This is a genomic window from Pseudoalteromonas sp. CR1 (genome assembly GCF_019392235.1).
Taxonomy (GTDB): Bacteria; Pseudomonadota; Gammaproteobacteria; order Enterobacterales; family Alteromonadaceae; genus Pseudoalteromonas.
On the sequence record NZ_JAHXRM010000015.1, the window covers coordinates 111,869 to 128,260 of the forward strand.

A 16,392-nucleotide genomic window follows, 5' to 3' on the forward strand; every position below is an offset into this window, starting at 1 on the left:
ATAAGTAGCGCAGAGGTAAAATACCTCTGCTTATTAATTACATTGCAGCAATAATTGCCCAAATACCAAAAATAACCAATGTTGGAAGCGCCGAGAAAAGTAACGCTTTATTTGTTGAAAAATTTGTCCAACATTTTAAGCCAACCATTCCTAGTCCAATCCCCCAAAGACTACTTAGCTTTAATGATTCTAGTAATGTATAAAATGGGCTGCCGGGTTCTAACCCAACAACAAGCTGATTAATTGAATCAAAGTTAAATACTGCTGTTTGAGATATTTGATCGGTACTTGCACTAAGTACAAGCGCTAGCGTACCTAGACTTAAAACAATATTTGGCATTATTGTCCAAATAGTAAAACCATACCAAGCACCATAGCTGTGCTCTGATTCTGGGTCTAATTTAGCAATGAGCATATAATACACAGCCATTATCGCGGCTATGATTGCAGTACCTAATACGATTGATATCATGCTAATCCATACTTGTATTTCGGCGTTTTGTTCAATGCTTTGGCGAATCATTTTTTGCTCGCCAATTGTTGCATCAACACTTGCAGCTGCAAATTGCTCGTTAATCAAAAACTGCATATCAACGGTGGAATAAAAAATATAAATACTCGTCATTGAAACTAAAGAGATTGCTATAAAAGCAAGCCATGACCAACCTTTGGCGTGTTCAACACCATTGAAAGCTTTGCTTGGGCTAATGTAAATATCGAGTAGGGCGCTAAATGCGTTAGGTGATTTCATTATTATTCCTTAATAACCTATATGAGATTTGGTAAACACGTGATACCAATGGATAGATTAATAATATAGGAAAAAGTATGTACTAATTTTATTCAATTGTAACCGATTGTTAACAACGGTGGGCATTGTAAAAGTAATAAGTAATAGACGTATTACTAAGTCCTATTGTTGCTATGTGGTTTTAATATGATTGACCTAATCAGGAGTAGAGCTTAATAATCACGTTATTATGGCTGTATCTAATGCAAACACAGCCATTCATTTAATTAGCTATCAGATAAGCTTAAACCGCTAGGGTTATCTGTTGCGATGTATAGTGCTTTTAGTTTTTTATCACCACTTTCGGTTTCAGTAAATTGCTGAAAAGAATAGTTTTTAGAAAAGCTTGAAAGGGTGTCAATAGATGCTTGGTTACTACTTTGCGTATAAGTAAGTTCTATCGCGCAAACCTTTCCTGCACACTCTAAGTCTTGCTGTAAAATGGTAACGTCTTTTAATTCATTTATAATAAATTCGTTTAACTTATCTTTACGTATCTGGGCAACTTCAGAGTATTCAATATCAGACATGCGTTGCAGTAATAGTGAAGTGTCATTTTTGAATACGTCATCTAATGCTTTTTTTGACACAAACTCTTTGCCATTTTCGGTAGAGACAAACTCATCAGAAAATACTTCAGCAGTTAAGACTTGTTGCTCTGGTTTATCTAACTGTTCTGGTGTTATTGAATTGCTTTTATCGGTGATGGGCAACACGTTTTTAGTTTTTGATGTAGTTTTTACAGGCTTTATATCACTTAATTGGGTGTTTTTATTGGATTCGCTAACTGATTGCTGAACCGATAGATTAGGCTCTTGTGAGTAATGTAATGTGAAGATAACCGCAAAACTAACTGCAACAACAGAAATAGTAATTAACACTTTATGTTTCATTTTTACTTTCCTTAGTAATTGGTAGGTAATGCTTTATTTTTACACTAACATAGTAAGAACCTTCCCTCTACTCATATAGTCATGGATACTTAAAAAAATTTGCTAGTTTTTTAAGTATAAAAAAAGGGCCAAAAGGCCCTTCAGTTGCAGCAAGTAACATATGTTTGTTTATAAGCTGAAGTCTACAGCGTAAGCAACGTAAACTTTTACATCTGACTCGTCCATATCAGTGTCTGATACGCCAAACGTAAACCCATCTTTTGATACAGAGATACCGTAATCAATGATGTCTTCATCACCAATGAAATCACCCGAGTAATGGCCTATATGTAAAGCCATTTCTGTACCATTACTGCCAACAGCAAAGCCGTAATCAGCTGTTAAATAAAGTGAGTCACCAAAGTCTGTACCGTCACCACTTGCCGCTGACGTAGCAAGCACTGATGCACCAAAGGTAAACCCTTCAACACTGATGCTACCGTAAATTTCAGAGAAATCAGCATCAGCACTTGATGCCGCGTCTGGGTAAGCATAGTAAATATAACCTACGTCGTAGCTAACGCCTTCGCTAATATCGCCACCAAAACCTGCGTAAAAATCTAGTTCGTAGGTCATTTCGTCAGCCCAAGATGCATTTGATACCCATGTACCAGCATAAAATCCTGACTCATCAGCGTAATCAATACCACCAGAGATAGCTGCGTCGCCACCAGTTTGTTCTTGTCCACGCCATAAGTAGTTTGAGGTAGCGGCTACATTAGCAGACACTTCAGCATTTACTGCTGTTGATGTTAGTGATGTGGCAGCCATTAATGCTACGGCGCTAAAAGCGATTGTTTTTTTTAGTTTTAACATGTTCCATTTCCCGTTATATGATTTTTTGCATAGGAAGGCTTTTTATTATGAAGTACCGTAGCCTTTTGATTTATGCGTTTTTATTGTTTAACTGAGAATAGAATTGCACTGTGTATGCCAGCTTGATTTATTTTGTTTGAAATTTAAATTTTATTGTTTATTAACAGTAGGTTGTGTTTTAGTTGTGTATTTTTAATTACAAGGAGGGAATGTTTCTTCGCACATCGCTGGTGCATAAAATAATCAAGCTGCACCATGAAAGTACAGCTTGTTTAGAATTATTTAGCCAAATATGGTGCGCATTAGACTAATTGTTTCGTTTACACTGCGACCTTTTTGAACTTCGCTGATTATTGAATCACGTTTGCTACGAATGTGCTCAGGAATATCATCAGCAGCTAAAGCGCGATCAACTAAAATTTCAGCCGACTCTTTACCTCTGCGTTGTGTTTTACCCGTTTTAGTGGTGCTTCGCTTTGGTTTATTAAGTAATTTAATATAGTTAGAGCTATCTGGTGTTTTGTTATCCGCGTAATAAAAAAAGCACGGAATAAGCGCTTTAATTGACACTAGTTGCTCTTCTAGTTCATTTGAAGCATTTGCCATTTTGTACCATGACATAGCTTGAATGCCTTTTACAATATCTTGCCAGTAACGCTCAAAATCACTATTTTTGAGTTTAGTAACCGCAAGCGCTGAGCATAATGCGTCTAAACGGCTATTTGTAATTGGCGTAAAAATATCAGGGCGACGCATTGCAAGTAGTCGTGTTGCCGGAGCAAGTGTTGGTTTTTCACTGCTATCAGTAAATACTTTGGTGTAAGCGGCTACGAATTGTTGGTACTCGTAATGGGTAATGTCACCTTCAAGAGGAATATTTGCCAGTGCTTCATCAAACGCACCCGGTAAATCACCAATGAGTTGATGAAAAGCTTTAGCGCTTTTAGTCGATGCAAACCACTCAACATCAAAGTCGTATGTGCTTGGATCAAGTGAAGCCATATGCTTGCCAGTAAAAGCAAGAAGGTCTTCAGGGATCATGTCTTTTAATGATTGCTCACGAATACTTTTTACGTAACTTGCTAGACGAAGTTGTTCATCAAGTGCAATAGCGTCTTTATGTTGCTCTATAAATACACTTACCACAGGCCAAGGGGCTACACGAAGCGTTTTAACTTGTAAAAAGCTGATAGCCGAAATAAGCTGATCATGCAATTTTTTAAGAACAGGTAGCTGTTGTGGCTCAAGTAAATCGTAGTTAATACGATCTCTACTTGCGTTTAATAGCTCGTAACACCAAGGTAAAAAATCATCAGGATGGTTTTCTACTTTCACGGCCATAAGGTTAAGGCTTAATTCTGAAGATTGTTTCAGAATGTTCTGATAGATTTGATTTTCTTGCTCGCCTAGTGTCATTTTTGACGGTGAAATTAGCAGTTTTTTCATGCCTTGTAGATACTCCGGATTTATATATATGTATTAGCATTGTGTATTTTAGCTCAAATACGCTAATAACAACAGCGCTGTCCTGCGCGCTGCAGTATTATGGTGTTTAAAATTGGGGTTAATCTAACCTGCTCGGTTATTAATCAGCCTCATCCAATATGAAGAGGCTCTCAACGGGCATGTTAAAGTTAGCTGCAATTTTAAGCGCTATAATGACCGACGGCGTAAATCGATTTGTTTCTACAGTGCTTATTGTTTTACGCGATACGCTAATAGCATCGGCAAGTTCTTGCTGCGAAAGCCCTGCCTCTTTACGAAATTTTGCTATGTTATTTTGCACTTTTGTTCCTAATCTTTGCTTTGCCAAAGAATTGATACGCCATATATTAAACACATTACAGCAAGATAAAACGAGGCCATCATGGTGTGAGACACTTCTAAAGCCAAATCATCTGAGAATAAGTAAACGCCACCCATGCTAAAAAGTAAGCCAAGGACTACATGTTTATAGGCAATAGTGTCGATGGTGTTTAAGTACTCATCTTTGTAGGTAAGGTGGTATTTCATTTTCCATGTAAACCCGCCTCTGATCACAAACATACAGAATGAACCTAAAAAAGCAGCAGTGCCAATAAACAACAGTGGGGCTGATGTTTGAGTAAGCAGTGGGTAAACACTGATGATTAATAAAGTGACTCCCATGAATAATGAAAACCAAGCATTTTGGCCCATAAACTTTTCTTCATTTTTAATATCATGATTTGACATATATCATTTCCTTTTAAAATTTAACATTATGTAACCTCTGGGTGTCAATGTAACTTTGAGGTATCAATGAGTCAATTATTTTTTGTAACCTAAAGGTATCAAAATGTTTCAGGAACGATTCATATGAAATAAGTAAACTGCTTTTATGAGTTTTTTTTATCTACAGCAATGCTTTTAGGCTTAACACTCGCTATGATAAAAACATAATTTGACCGCTTAAAGGACGAACATGAAAACCTTACTCAAAATTTTTGGTGTAATACTCTTACTTTGTATTGCTTTAATTGTGGCAGCGCCTTTTTTAATTCCTACCGATACCATTTTTAATAAAGTATCAGAGGAAGTTCAAAAAACGACGGGAAGAACGCTAACAATTAAGGGTGATAAAACGCTTAGTGTGTTTCCTGCCCTAAAATTAGAATTGAATGATGTTCACTTTGCAAATATGCAGACGGGTTCGCGAAATGATATGGCAAGTATGCAGCAGTTAGCGATACATATACCTTGGTTTTCATTATTTGGTGGTGAATTTAAGCTTGATAAGTTTGTGATTAACGAACCCGATATTTTATTAGAAACAGATAAGAATGGTAAAGCGAACTGGCAGTTATTCGATTCTGTTGCTAAACAACCAGAACAACAGCAAGCTGCGGGTGAGCCGGTTAAGTTACCAGAAAGCTTTGACATTGAATTGGGGGAAGTTGCAATTTATGGCGGTAAGTTTACTTACCTTGATGGAGTAACTGGTGCGAAGCAACAAATTAGTGATTTAGAGTTAGCTATTTTGCTCCCTTCTCTTCGCAAATCATTAGAAGTTAAAGGCGGAATTACTTATATGCAAGAGCGTTTTGAGCTGGATATAACATTAGATACACCAGCTAAAGCAATCGAAGGCTCTACATTCAAAGTCACGCAAAGTCTTAATTCACGCTTAGTTGATTTAACTTTCAATGGGGATATTGCTCAACAAGGGCAAGATATAAAAGGCGAATTAGCGCTCAGTGGCAACTCTGTTAAAGACCTAGCAACTTGGCAAGGAATAGACTTAAACGCCAAAGAAAATGCGTTTAATGCCTTTAGTGTAAACGGTAAAATGCATCTTGCAGGTGAAACATTTAATCTTGAACAGTTAATCGCTACATTAGACGAGCTAGAAATAAAAGGTAAGAGTGAGCTTAATTTAGGAAGTCGCTTGGGCGTTAACGCTGACATTGACTTAGGCATGCTAGATTTAAACCCTTACTTATCAAAAGCCGTAGCAAAACAGCAAGAACCCGAAAGTAAAGAATCTAAGCCTACTCAGCCAATTGTATGGGACGATACGAAAATTGATTTAAGCGCATTAAATGCACTTGATGCTAATGTAGTTATTCGTTCAAGCGGGTTAAAAGCTAACGATATTGAGCTTGGTGCAAACCAATTTACAGTGGCTCTCAAAAATAGCGTGGCTAAATTAAGCCTTGATAGCTTTTCAGCGTATGAAGGCGCTGGTAAAGGTGTAATTACTATTGATGCTCAAATTGTACCTTATAAGATAGCTACAAACTTTAATTTAACAGATATTGATGCACAGCCGTTATTAACTGATGCAACTGGTTTTGACAAGTTACTCGGTAAAGGCTCTTTAAATTGGAATTTATCTACAGTTGGGCAAAGTCAAAAATCGTTTATAAGTGCACTTAATGGCCAATTAGGATTTAAATTTGCAGATGGTGCGGTAAAAGGAGCAAATGTCGCTGAAATGGTTCGTAAAGGTAAAGAAATTATATCAGGGAACTTTGGCGCAGCTTCAGAGGGATTAGATACTGGTTTTGAAGAGGCTGAACAAACAGACTTTTCTGCGCTTGCTGGTAGCTTTAATTTTATAAACGGCGTGGGTAAGAATAAAGACCTGTCGCTAATAAGTCCTTTAATTCGTATTTCCGGTGAAGGGGATGTGGATTTACCCCTCACTAAAGTAGATTACCGCTTGGTAACGGGCATTGTGGATTCAATTGAAGGTCAAGGCACAACCGATGACAGTACAGGCTTTAAAATACCATTGCGTATAAAAGGACCATTTCACGATGTGGGTATAAATTTAGATGTAAGTAATGCCCTGAAAGATGAAGCTAAAAAGAAACTCGATGACGCAAAAGAAAAAGCGAAAGAGAAGGCCAAAGATAAAGTAAAAGACAAATTAAAAGGGCTATTTGGCTAAATAACCACTAGTAAAATAAACAAGGCACTTTTTAAGTGCCTTGTTTATTTTATAACCATTTAAAAAATAGTCACATAGCTTTACCAAGGTTAATAAAATTTCTTCAGTCCTTAAATTAATTAAAAAATAACCTATCGCTGCATGCTCAATGCTGGTACAATTGCCCGCCCTTAAGAGACAACTCGTTTGTTTTTGAGTGGGATTTAATCGAAATGTCTTGATTTTAAACAATTTTAAGACACGTTGTAATTACTACACCGGAGGTCATTAACATGATCCAAATGCAAACTCAGCTGGAAGTTGCTGATAACAGCGGCGCTCGCAAAGTGCAGTGTATAAAAGTCCTTGGTGGTTCACACCGTCGCTACGCAGCGATTGGCGACATCATTAAAGTTTCTGTAAAAGAAGCTATTCCTCGCGGTAAAGTGAAGAAAGGTGATGTTAAAAACGCGGTAGTTGTGCGTACCAGAAAAGGTGTTCGCCGTCCAGATGGTTCTCTGATCCGTTTCGACAGCAACGCGGCTGTTATCTTAAATGATAACTTGCAGCCAATTGGTACACGTATTTTCGGCCCTGTGACTCGCGAACTTCGTAATGACAAGTTCATGAAAATCGTTTCACTAGCCCCAGAAGTACTGTAAGGAGCCAATCATGGCAGCAAAAATCCGTCGTGGTGACGAAGTAATCGTACTAGCAGGTAAAGACAAAGGTAAGCGCGGTAAAGTGCTTTCAGTTGTTACTGAATCTGGTCGAATCTTTGTCGAAGGCATAAACTTGATCAAGAAACACCAAAAGCCGGTTCCACAATTGAACCAAGCTGGCGGCATTGTTGAGAAAGAAGCGTCTATGGACGCATCAAACGTTGCGATCTTCAACTCGGAAACGAGTAAAGCAGATCGTGTAGGTTTCAAGATTGAAGATGGTAAGAAATTACGTATCTTTAAATCTACTGGTAAAACTATCTAATAGTTGGAGTAGAATGATGGCGAAACTGCATGAAGTATATAAAGACAAAGTAGTAGCTGAACTTCAAGAGAAGTTTGGTTTCAGCTCTGTCATGCAAGTCCCTCAGATCGAAAAGATCACATTAAATATGGGCGTGGGCGAAGCCCTAGCTGACAAGAAAATTTTAGATCACGCTGTAGCTGATTTAACTGCAATCTCTGGTCAGAAACCTTTAATCACTAAAGCACGCAAATCTGTTGCTGGCTTTAAAGTGCGTGAAGGCTACCCAATTGGTTGTAAAGTAACCCTACGCGGCGAGCGTATGTGGGACTTTTTTGAGCGTTTGGTATCAATCGCTATCCCACGTATTCGTGACTTCCGTGGCGTAAGTGCTAAGTCTTTTGATGGACGTGGTAACTACAGCATGGGCGTACGTGAACAAATCATCTTCCCAGAAATCGATTACGATAAAGTAGACCGTGTACGCGGTATGGATATCACTATCACTACTTCTGCGAAATCTGATGAGGAAGGCCGTGCGTTGTTAGAAGCGTTTAACTTCCCATTTAAGAAATAAGGGTAGGGTTATGGCAAAGAATTCTATGAAAGCGCGCGAAGCAAAGCGCACAAAACTAGTTGCTCAGTATGCTGAAAAGCGTGCTGCACTAAAAGCTATCATCAGTGATGTTAATACATCTGAAGATGATCGTTGGGACGCGGTACTTAAGCTACAAGCTTTACCACGTGATTCTAGCCCTGCACGTCAACGTAATCGTTGTAACATTACGGGCCGCCCACATGGTTTCCTTCGCAAATTCGGCATGAGCCGTATTAAAGTTCGCGAAGCAGCTATGCGCGGTGAAATTCCTGGCCTTAAAAAGGCTAGCTGGTAATAGAATCATGGGAGTAAGACTATGAGCTTGCAAGATCCTATCGCGGATTTGTTCACACGTATCCGTAACGGTCAATCAGCGAAGAAAGTATCTGTAACGATGCCAACTTCAAAGCTGAAAGTAGCATTAGCTAAAGTACTAAAAGACGAAGGTTACATCGTAGACTACGCAGTTAACGGTGAAGTTAAACCTGAGCTTTCTATCGAGTTGAAGTACTTCGAAGGCAAAGCTGTAATTGAAAATATCCAGCGTGTAAGTCGCCCTGGTTTACGTATCTATAAGAAACGTGACGAATTACCGAAGGTAATGGGTGGTCTTGGTATCGCTATCGTATCAACTTCTAAAGGCCTAATGACAGACCGCGCAGCACGTAGTGCTGGTGTTGGTGGTGAAATCATTGGCTTTGTAGCTTAATCGGAGGGGAACTATGTCTCGCATAGCAAAGGCACCAATTAATGTTCCTGCCGGTGTAGAAGTTACATTGAAAGGCCAGGAAATCACAGTTAAAGGCAAAAACGGTGAACTTACTCGTACTATCAACGACGCAGTTGAAGTACAAGTTAACGACAACGTTATTACAACTTTACCTCGTGAAGGCGTAGCAAATGCATGGGCACAAGCAGGTACTGCTCGCGCTCTAATCAACAACATGGTTGTTGGTACGCATGAAGGTTACGAGAAGAAACTTCAGTTAGTAGGCGTTGGTTACCGTGCTGCAGCTAAGGGTAAAGTTTTAGACTTAACACTTGGTTTCTCACACCCAGTTAATTTCGCAGTTCCTGAAGGAATTACGATTGAAACTCCAAGCCAAACAGAAGTTCTAGTTAAGGGCGTAGATAAGCAGTTAGTTGGTCAAACAGCTGCTAACATTCGTGCATACCGTAAACCTGAGCCTTATAAAGGTAAAGGTGTTCGCTATTCAGATGAGAATGTACGCCGTAAAGAGGCTAAGAAGAAGTAAGGTAAGACGATGGATAAAAAAACAGCTCGTCTACGTCGTGCTAAACGCACTCGTAGAAATTATATTGAACAAGGCACAACGCGTCTTGTTATCCACCGCACGCCACGTCACATTTACGCTCAAGTAATTAATGCTGAGGGTAATGTACTGGCTGCTGCTTCTACTGTTGAGAAGGCTATTAGCGAAACAGTTAAAGGCACCGGTAACGTTGAAGCTGCGCAAGCAGTTGGCAAAGCGGTTGCTGAACGTGCGGCTGACAAAGGCATCGAAAAGATTGCTTTTGATCGCAGTGGCTTTAAATATCACGGCCGTGTGAAGGCGCTAGCTGATGCTGCGCGTGAAGCCGGTTTGCAATTCTAGGAGTAGACAATGGCTAACGTAGAAGCAAAGCAACAACAGCCTGATCTAGCTGAAAAGCTAATCGCGGTAAACCGTGTGTCTAAAGTAGTTAAAGGTGGTCGTATCTTTAGCTTTACTGCACTAACTGTAGTTGGTGACGGCGCAGGTAAAGTAGGTTTTGGTTATGGTAAAGCACGTGAAGTTCCAGCTGCTATTCAAAAAGCAATGGAAAAAGCACGTCGCAACATGATCAATGTAGACCTAAATGGCAATACATTACAGCATCCTGTTAAGGGACGTCATGCTGGCTCACTAGTGTTCATGAAACCAGCCTCTGAAGGTACTGGTATCATCGCAGGTGGCGCTATGCGTGCAGTACTAGAAGTGACTGGTGTTCAGAACGTACTATCTAAATGTTACGGTTCTACAAACCCAATCAACGTAGTACGTGCAACGATTTCGGCTCTTGAGAATATGAATTCTCCACAGTCTATCGCTGCAAAACGTGGCCTTCGCGTAGAAGAAATACTGGGGTAACCATGGCTAATCAAACTGTAAAAGTAACACAAGTAAAAAGCTCTATCGGTCGTTTACCGAAGCATAAAGCTACATTACGCGGTCTTGGTTTACGTCGTATCAATCACACTGTTGAGTTAGAAGACACAGCATGTGTACGTGGTATGATAAACAAGGTTTCTTACATGGTTAAGGTAGAGGGTTAATTTCATGCATTTGAATACACTTTCACCTGCTGCAGGTTCAAAAACTGCCCCTAAACGTGTTGGTCGTGGTATCGGTTCTGGTCTTGGTAAGACTGGTGGCCGTGGTCACAAAGGTCAAAAGTCACGTTCTGGCGGTAAAGTACGCGTTGGTTTTGAAGGCGGTCAAATGCCTATGCAACGTCGTCTACCTAAATTTGGTTTTACTTCACGCAAATCTTTAGTATCTGCAGAAGTTAACCTTTTTGAAATCGCTAAAGTTGAAGGCGATGTGGTAGACCTAAGCGCGTTACAAGCAGCTGGTCTAGTTAAAAAGAACGTTCTTTTCGTTAAAGTTGTTAAATCTGGTGAAGTTTCACGCGCTGTTACACTTAAAGGCCTTAAAGCCTCTAAGGGTGCACGCGAAGCTATTGAAGCTGCCGGAGGCAAGGTAGAAGACTAAGGAAGTACAAATGGCTAAACCAGGTCAAGATACACAAAGTGCACAAAGTGGGCTTTCGGAATTGAAGCGTCGATTACTCTTCGTATTGGGCGCTATCATAATTTACCGTCTAGGTTCATTTGTGCCGATCCCTGGGATTGACGCCGCTGTACTTGCCGATTTCTTCGAGCAACAAAAGGGCACCATTGTTGAAATGTTCAACATGTTCAGTGGTGGTGCACTTGAGCGAGCTTCAGTGTTAGCACTGGGTATTATGCCGTATATCTCGGCTTCGATTATTACGCAACTATTAACGCATATGTATCCTCCGTTTATAGAGCTTAAGAAAGAAGGTGAGCAAGGGCGTAAAAAAATTAGCCAGTACACACGCTACGGCACGCTTGTGCTAGCTACTATTCAATCTATCGGTATTGCTACTAGCTTACCGGGCATGATGAACGGGTTAGTTGTTAACCCGGGTATGGGTTTCTATTTCACCGCTGTGGTGAGTTTAGTAACAGGTACTATGTTCCTTATGTGGTTGGGTGAACAAATAACAGAACGTGGTATCGGTAACGGTATTTCAGTTCTAATATTTGTTGGTATTGTAGCTAACTTGCCGTCTGCTATTGGTTCGACAGTCGAAATGGCGCGCCAAGGTGATTTGAATGTTTTTGTACTACTTATGGTTGCGGTTATAGTATTCGCTGTTACTTATCTTGTAGTGTTTTTCGAACGTGGACAACGACGTATTGTTGTTAACTACGCTAAACGCCAACAAGGTCGTCAAGTATTTGCTGCTCAAAGCACGCATTTACCACTAAAAGTAAACATGGCGGGTGTTATTCCACCAATCTTTGCTAGTAGTATAATTCTGTTCCCTGGTACAATTGCTAGCTGGTTCGGCCAAGGTGAAGGTCCTGTCGCTGATGCATTACAAGCTGTAGCTACAACGTTGACTCCAGGTCAACCTTTGTACTCACTTGTTTTAGCTGCGGCTATTATCTTCTTCTGCTTTTTCTATACAGCGTTGGTATTTAACCCGCGTGAAACTGCAGATAACCTTAAGAAATCTGGCGCATTTATCCCAGGTATTCGTCCAGGTGAGCAGACATCTAAATACATTGATAAAGTGATGACACGCCTGACATTGGCAGGTGCTTTGTATATAACCTTTATCTGTCTGGTGCCCGAATTCATGACTATGGCATGGCAAACGCCATTCTATTTCGGCGGTACATCAATTTTGATTATCGTTGTTGTAATCATGGACTTTATGGCACAAGTACAGACTCACCTGATGTCTCATCAGTATGATTCTGTGCTGAAAAAAGCGAACCTTAAAGGCTACGGTCGATAAGGTCAGTTTACGGAGTTGAGCAATGAAAGTACGTGCTTCCGTTAAGAAAATATGCCGTAACTGTAAAGTTATTAAACGTGCTGGTGTAGTACGCGTAATTTGCAGTGAGCCTAAGCATAAGCAAAGGCAAGGCTAAGTAAACAGTCGTGCAGGCTGAGATTTCTCGGCCTGTGTTTTTAGTAGTGATTTGGTCTTCGTTTGAGTATCCTTACGGGCTTTTCAAACTTTTGATTACCAAATTCGAATATAGGAGATGTGTTAGTGGCCCGTATTGCTGGCATTAACGTCCCTGATCATAAACATGCAGTTATTGGTTTAACAGCTATTTATGGCATAGGTAAGACTCGCTCTAAGGCTATCTTAGCAGCGACTGGTATCGCCGAAACCACAAAAATCGGTGAACTTTCTGACGAAACACTTGACGTACTGCGTGATGCAGTTGGCAAGTACACTGTTGAAGGTGACCTTCGTCGTGAAGTTACATTAAATATCAAGCGCCTTATGGACCTTGGTTGTTACCGTGGCCTACGTCACCGTCGCTCTTTACCACTTCGTGGTCAAAGAACTAAGACTAACGCGCGTACCCGTAAGGGTCCTCGTAAGCCTATTAAGCGATAAGGGGATAGTATTATGGCTAAGACACCAATTCGTCGTAAAAAGGTTAAAAAACAAGTTGCTGATGGTATGGCTCATGTTCATGCTTCTTTCAACAACACTATTGTAACGATTACCGACCGTCAAGGTAATGCACTATCATGGGCTACTGCCGGTGGTTCAGGTTTCCGTGGTTCACGTAAATCTACACCATTTGCTGCTCAGGTTGCTGCAGAGCGCGCAGGTACTGCGGCTCAAGAATACGGTTTAAAAAATCTAGAAGTTTTCATCAAAGGTCCAGGTCCAGGTCGTGAATCTGCTGTACGTGCTTTGAATGCTGCTGGTTACCGTATTACCAACATTACTGACGTGACGCCAATACCACATAATGGTTGTCGTCCACCGAAGAAACGTCGCGTTTAACAATAGGTTAGGAGAAATAACATGGCAAGATATTTGGGCCCTAAGCTCAAGCTGAGTCGTCGTGAAGGTACTGACCTGTTCCTTAAGAGCGGCGTAAGAGCTATCGACTCTAAGTGTAAACTTGAGACTGCACCTGGTCAGCACGGCGCTCGTAAAGGTCGTCTATCTGATTACGGTTTACAATTACGTGAAAAGCAAAAAGTTCGTCGTATCTACGGTGTACTAGAAAAGCAGTTCCGTAACTACTATAAAGAAGCTGCTCGCCTTAAAGGTAATACAGGTGAAAACTTGTTACAGCTTTTAGAGCAACGTTTAGACAATGTTGTATATCGCATGGGTTTTGCTAGCACACGCGCTGAAGCACGTCAGTTAGTAAGCCACAAAGCGATTCTAGTTAATGGTCGTGTTGTGAACATTCCTTCATACGTAATTACTCCAGAAGATACTGTAGTAATCCGTGAGAAGTCTAAGACACAAGCACGTATCATCGCTGCTCTAGAGTTGGCTGAGCAACGTGAAAAGCCGACTTGGGTTGAAGTTGACGGTAAGAAATTGGAAGGCAGCTTTAAGCGTCTACCTGAGCGTTCAGACCTGTCTGCGGACATTAATGAACAACTAATCGTCGAACTTTACTCTAAGTAAAGTTAAGAGTTAAGAGAGGATAAAATGCAGGGTTCTGTTACAGAATTTCTAAAACCAAGGTTAGTCGACATCGACGCTATAAACCCAACGCGTTCTAAAATAGTTTTAGAACCATTAGAGCGTGGCTTTGGTCACACTCTGGGTAATGCTTTACGCCGTATATTACTTTCATCTATGCCTGGATGTGCAGTAACTGAAGTAGAAATCGACGGTGTATTACATGAGTACAGCGCGAAAGAAGGCGTTCAAGAAGACATCATTGAAATACTATTAAACCTTAAAGGTTTAGCAGTAACGTTAGAAGGCAAAGATGAAGTTTTTCTGACCCTGACTAAATCTGGTGTAGGCCCTGTTACTGCGGCTGATATTCAGCACGATGGCGATGTAACAATTGCTAATCCAGATCACGTTATCTGTAATTTAACTACAGGTAACAGCGAGATCAGCATGCGTATTCGTGTTGAGCGCGGTCGTGGTTATGTGCCGGCATCTAGTCGTTTATCCTCTGATGACGATGAGCGTCCAATTGGTAGATTGTTGCTTGATGCATCATTCAGCCCAGTTGAACGTATTGCGTACTCGGTTGAATCAGCTCGAGTTGAGCAACGTACAGATTTAGACAAATTAATCATTGATATGGAAACAAACGGTACATTAGATCCTGAAGAAGCGATCCGCCGTGCGTCTACTATCTTAGCTGAGCAATTAGATGCATTCGTAGATTTACGTGATGTAACTGAGCCAGAAGAGAAAGAAGAGAAACCAGAATTCGATCCTATTCTGCTTCGTCCAGTCGATGATCTTGAACTAACAGTACGCTCAGCAAATTGTTTGAAAGCCGAGCAAATTCAATATATCGGTGATTTAGTTCAGCGCACTGAAGTTGAGCTTCTTAAAACGCCTAATTTAGGTAAGAAGTCTCTAACTGAAATTAAAGACGTGCTAGCTTCACGTGGTCTTTCTCTAGGTATGCGCCTAGAAAATTGGCCACCTGCAAGTTTAGCTGAATAATCTAAATCACTATATTAGTTTAGTTAGAAGGATAGGGTCATGCGCCATCGTAAGAGTGGTCGTCAATTAAACCGTAACAGTAGCCATCGTAAAGCGATGTTCAGCAATATGGCAGGTTCTTTGGTGAAACATGAAATCATCAAAACAACTTTGCCAAAAGCGAAAGAGTTACGTCGTGTAATTGAACCTTTAATCACACTGGCTAAGACTGACAGTGTAGCAAACCGCCGTTTAGCGTTTGCTCGCACGCGCGACAATGAAGTTGTTGGTAAATTATTCAGTGAAATCGGTCCACGTAACGCGGATCGTCCAGGTGGTTACACTCGTATTCTTAAGTGTGGCTTCCGTACTGGTGATAATGCACCAATGGCTTATATTGAACTAGTTGGTCGCCCAGCGACTAGCGAAGAAGTTCAAGAAGACGCACAGTCTGCAGAGTAAGTCTTAAAGAAACCTAAAAGCCGAGCATATGCTCGGCTTTTTAATGTCTAAATTTCACTCAAACCGGATATACCGTTTGCTCGATATTATTAGTAAATTAACTCTCCTTCCTTTCATCTTGTAAAACAGCCTGATTAGAATAGAAAACAATAGTGCAATTGTATTGAGAATTGTTACTTTTTACTTACTGGCGAAGTTATTTATTCAATAGCGCCATAACATCGTAACGACTGAGATGGTTGATTGGTATAAACAGAAAAAAGTCATAACAGATGATATGTAGTAATAGCGTATTAACTCTTCACACTTGAATTTCTGACTGATGAACTTATTTGCTACAAATTTAAATGGCCATGTTTAATTAAACAATTGGTTTTCTGGATAATCTAAGCAGCAATTATAAAAAGCTTCTTTCAAACAATCAGCTTTAATAGCTTTAAAGGTCAAATATGAGTAGGTTTAGTTGCCTTTTTGAGCGTTTAGCCTAAATTCCCAGCGAACAACATGTTTTTTTACGTTTTCTTCAAAAAAGGGTTGATCTGTTTTAGGATCTCCCTATAATGCGACCCCACTGAGACGGCAGAGCAGGCAACGCTTAGCGAGCCAAGCAAACTACTTAGTGAGTCGAGTAAAACTTAGGTTTAGATTTTTATAAAGTTTAAAATTAAGTGTTGACAAAAGCACAGGAAAG

The 16,392-nt window shown here is 40.3% G+C and carries 24 protein-coding genes; 18 read left to right on the forward strand and 6 right to left on the reverse strand.

Annotation, left to right across the window (positions count from 1 at the left end; translation table 11 throughout):
* Positions 1-37: 37 nt before the first annotated feature.
* The 6 genes from KZZ04_RS13835 to KZZ04_RS13860 form a co-directional block, all read right to left on the reverse strand.
* Positions 38-751: a YIP1 family protein gene (locus KZZ04_RS13835; protein WP_058551422.1), complete on the reverse strand. Its 714-nt coding sequence runs from the start codon at positions 749-751 to the stop codon at positions 38-40.
* 266 nt (positions 752-1,017) lie between these two features.
* On the reverse strand, positions 1,018-1,683 hold the full coding sequence (locus KZZ04_RS13840; protein WP_219422990.1) for a hypothetical protein: 666 nt from the start codon (positions 1,681-1,683) through the stop codon (positions 1,018-1,020).
* 168 nt (positions 1,684-1,851) lie between these two features.
* Positions 1,852-2,538 (reverse strand): TorF family putative porin, encoded by a 687-nt coding sequence (locus KZZ04_RS13845; RefSeq protein ID WP_219422991.1) that lies wholly within the window; start codon positions 2,536-2,538, stop codon positions 1,852-1,854.
* 282 nt (positions 2,539-2,820) lie between these two features.
* Positions 2,821-3,984, reverse strand: a complete 1,164-nt coding sequence (locus tag KZZ04_RS13850; protein ID WP_219422992.1) for a hypothetical protein — start codon at positions 3,982-3,984, stop codon at positions 2,821-2,823.
* A gap of 139 nt (positions 3,985-4,123) precedes the next feature.
* Positions 4,124-4,324: a helix-turn-helix transcriptional regulator gene (locus KZZ04_RS13855; protein WP_219422993.1), complete on the reverse strand. Its 201-nt coding sequence runs from the start codon at positions 4,322-4,324 to the stop codon at positions 4,124-4,126.
* Positions 4,325-4,332: 8 nt separating this feature from the next.
* Positions 4,333-4,752, reverse strand: a complete 420-nt coding sequence (locus tag KZZ04_RS13860; protein ID WP_219422994.1) for a hypothetical protein — start codon at positions 4,750-4,752, stop codon at positions 4,333-4,335.
* Positions 4,753-4,981: 229 nt separating this feature from the next.
* On the opposite strand from KZZ04_RS13860, the gene KZZ04_RS13865 reads away from it, so the two are divergent.
* The 18 genes from KZZ04_RS13865 (at position 4,982) to rplQ (ending at position 15,701) form a co-directional block, all read left to right on the forward strand.
* Complete coding sequence (locus tag KZZ04_RS13865) at positions 4,982-6,952, forward strand: AsmA family protein (RefSeq protein WP_219422995.1); 1,971 nt, start codon at positions 4,982-4,984, stop codon at positions 6,950-6,952.
* Between the two features lie 272 nt (positions 6,953-7,224).
* Positions 7,225-7,593, forward strand: a complete 369-nt coding sequence (gene rplN, locus KZZ04_RS13870; protein ID WP_002959498.1) for a 50S ribosomal protein L14 — start codon at positions 7,225-7,227, stop codon at positions 7,591-7,593.
* A 10-nt stretch (positions 7,594-7,603) separates the two neighbouring features.
* Positions 7,604-7,918, forward strand: a complete 315-nt coding sequence (gene rplX / locus KZZ04_RS13875) for a 50S ribosomal protein L24 (RefSeq protein WP_006794243.1) — start codon at positions 7,604-7,606, stop codon at positions 7,916-7,918.
* A gap of 16 nt (positions 7,919-7,934) precedes the next feature.
* Positions 7,935-8,474: a 50S ribosomal protein L5 gene (gene rplE, locus KZZ04_RS13880; protein ID WP_006794244.1), complete on the forward strand. Its 540-nt coding sequence runs from the start codon at positions 7,935-7,937 to the stop codon at positions 8,472-8,474.
* A gap of 10 nt (positions 8,475-8,484) precedes the next feature.
* A complete protein-coding gene (gene rpsN / locus KZZ04_RS13885) occupies positions 8,485-8,790 on the forward strand; it encodes a 30S ribosomal protein S14 (RefSeq protein ID WP_006794245.1) in 306 nt (101 codons plus the stop codon).
* Between the two features lie 21 nt (positions 8,791-8,811).
* Positions 8,812-9,204, forward strand: coding sequence for a 30S ribosomal protein S8 (rpsH, locus tag KZZ04_RS13890; protein WP_006794246.1), 393 nt, complete (start codon positions 8,812-8,814; stop codon positions 9,202-9,204).
* 13 nt (positions 9,205-9,217) lie between these two features.
* On the forward strand, positions 9,218-9,751 hold the full coding sequence (rplF, locus tag KZZ04_RS13895) for a 50S ribosomal protein L6 (RefSeq protein ID WP_006794247.1): 534 nt from the start codon (positions 9,218-9,220) through the stop codon (positions 9,749-9,751).
* Positions 9,752-9,760: 9 nt separating this feature from the next.
* Positions 9,761-10,111: a 50S ribosomal protein L18 gene (gene rplR / locus KZZ04_RS13900; RefSeq protein ID WP_006794248.1), complete on the forward strand. Its 351-nt coding sequence runs from the start codon at positions 9,761-9,763 to the stop codon at positions 10,109-10,111.
* Positions 10,112-10,120: 9 nt separating this feature from the next.
* Positions 10,121-10,627: a 30S ribosomal protein S5 gene (gene rpsE, locus KZZ04_RS13905; protein ID WP_006794249.1), complete on the forward strand. Its 507-nt coding sequence runs from the start codon at positions 10,121-10,123 to the stop codon at positions 10,625-10,627.
* A 2-nt stretch (positions 10,628-10,629) separates the two neighbouring features.
* Positions 10,630-10,812 (forward strand): 50S ribosomal protein L30, encoded by a 183-nt coding sequence (gene rpmD, locus KZZ04_RS13910; RefSeq protein WP_002959482.1) that lies wholly within the window; start codon positions 10,630-10,632, stop codon positions 10,810-10,812.
* A gap of 4 nt (positions 10,813-10,816) precedes the next feature.
* Entirely contained in the window at positions 10,817-11,251 is a 435-nt protein-coding gene (rplO, locus tag KZZ04_RS13915; protein ID WP_006794250.1) for a 50S ribosomal protein L15, read from the forward strand.
* Positions 11,252-11,261: 10 nt separating this feature from the next.
* Positions 11,262-12,590, forward strand: a complete 1,329-nt coding sequence (gene secY, locus KZZ04_RS13920; protein ID WP_058403567.1) for a preprotein translocase subunit SecY — start codon at positions 11,262-11,264, stop codon at positions 12,588-12,590.
* A 22-nt stretch (positions 12,591-12,612) separates the two neighbouring features.
* Positions 12,613-12,726, forward strand: a complete 114-nt coding sequence (gene rpmJ, locus KZZ04_RS13925; protein WP_002959476.1) for a 50S ribosomal protein L36 — start codon at positions 12,613-12,615, stop codon at positions 12,724-12,726.
* A gap of 125 nt (positions 12,727-12,851) precedes the next feature.
* Complete coding sequence (gene rpsM / locus KZZ04_RS13930; protein ID WP_006794252.1) at positions 12,852-13,208, forward strand: 30S ribosomal protein S13; 357 nt, start codon at positions 12,852-12,854, stop codon at positions 13,206-13,208.
* Between the two features lie 12 nt (positions 13,209-13,220).
* On the forward strand, positions 13,221-13,607 hold the full coding sequence (gene rpsK / locus KZZ04_RS13935) for a 30S ribosomal protein S11 (protein WP_002959471.1): 387 nt from the start codon (positions 13,221-13,223) through the stop codon (positions 13,605-13,607).
* Between the two features lie 21 nt (positions 13,608-13,628).
* A complete protein-coding gene (gene rpsD, locus KZZ04_RS13940) occupies positions 13,629-14,249 on the forward strand; it encodes a 30S ribosomal protein S4 (protein ID WP_002959461.1) in 621 nt (206 codons plus the stop codon).
* Between the two features lie 24 nt (positions 14,250-14,273).
* Complete coding sequence (gene rpoA / locus KZZ04_RS13945) at positions 14,274-15,260, forward strand: DNA-directed RNA polymerase subunit alpha (RefSeq protein WP_008127834.1); 987 nt, start codon at positions 14,274-14,276, stop codon at positions 15,258-15,260.
* 39 nt (positions 15,261-15,299) lie between these two features.
* On the forward strand, positions 15,300-15,701 hold the full coding sequence (gene rplQ, locus KZZ04_RS13950; RefSeq protein WP_006794892.1) for a 50S ribosomal protein L17: 402 nt from the start codon (positions 15,300-15,302) through the stop codon (positions 15,699-15,701).
* The last annotated feature ends 691 nt before the right edge of the window (positions 15,702-16,392 follow it).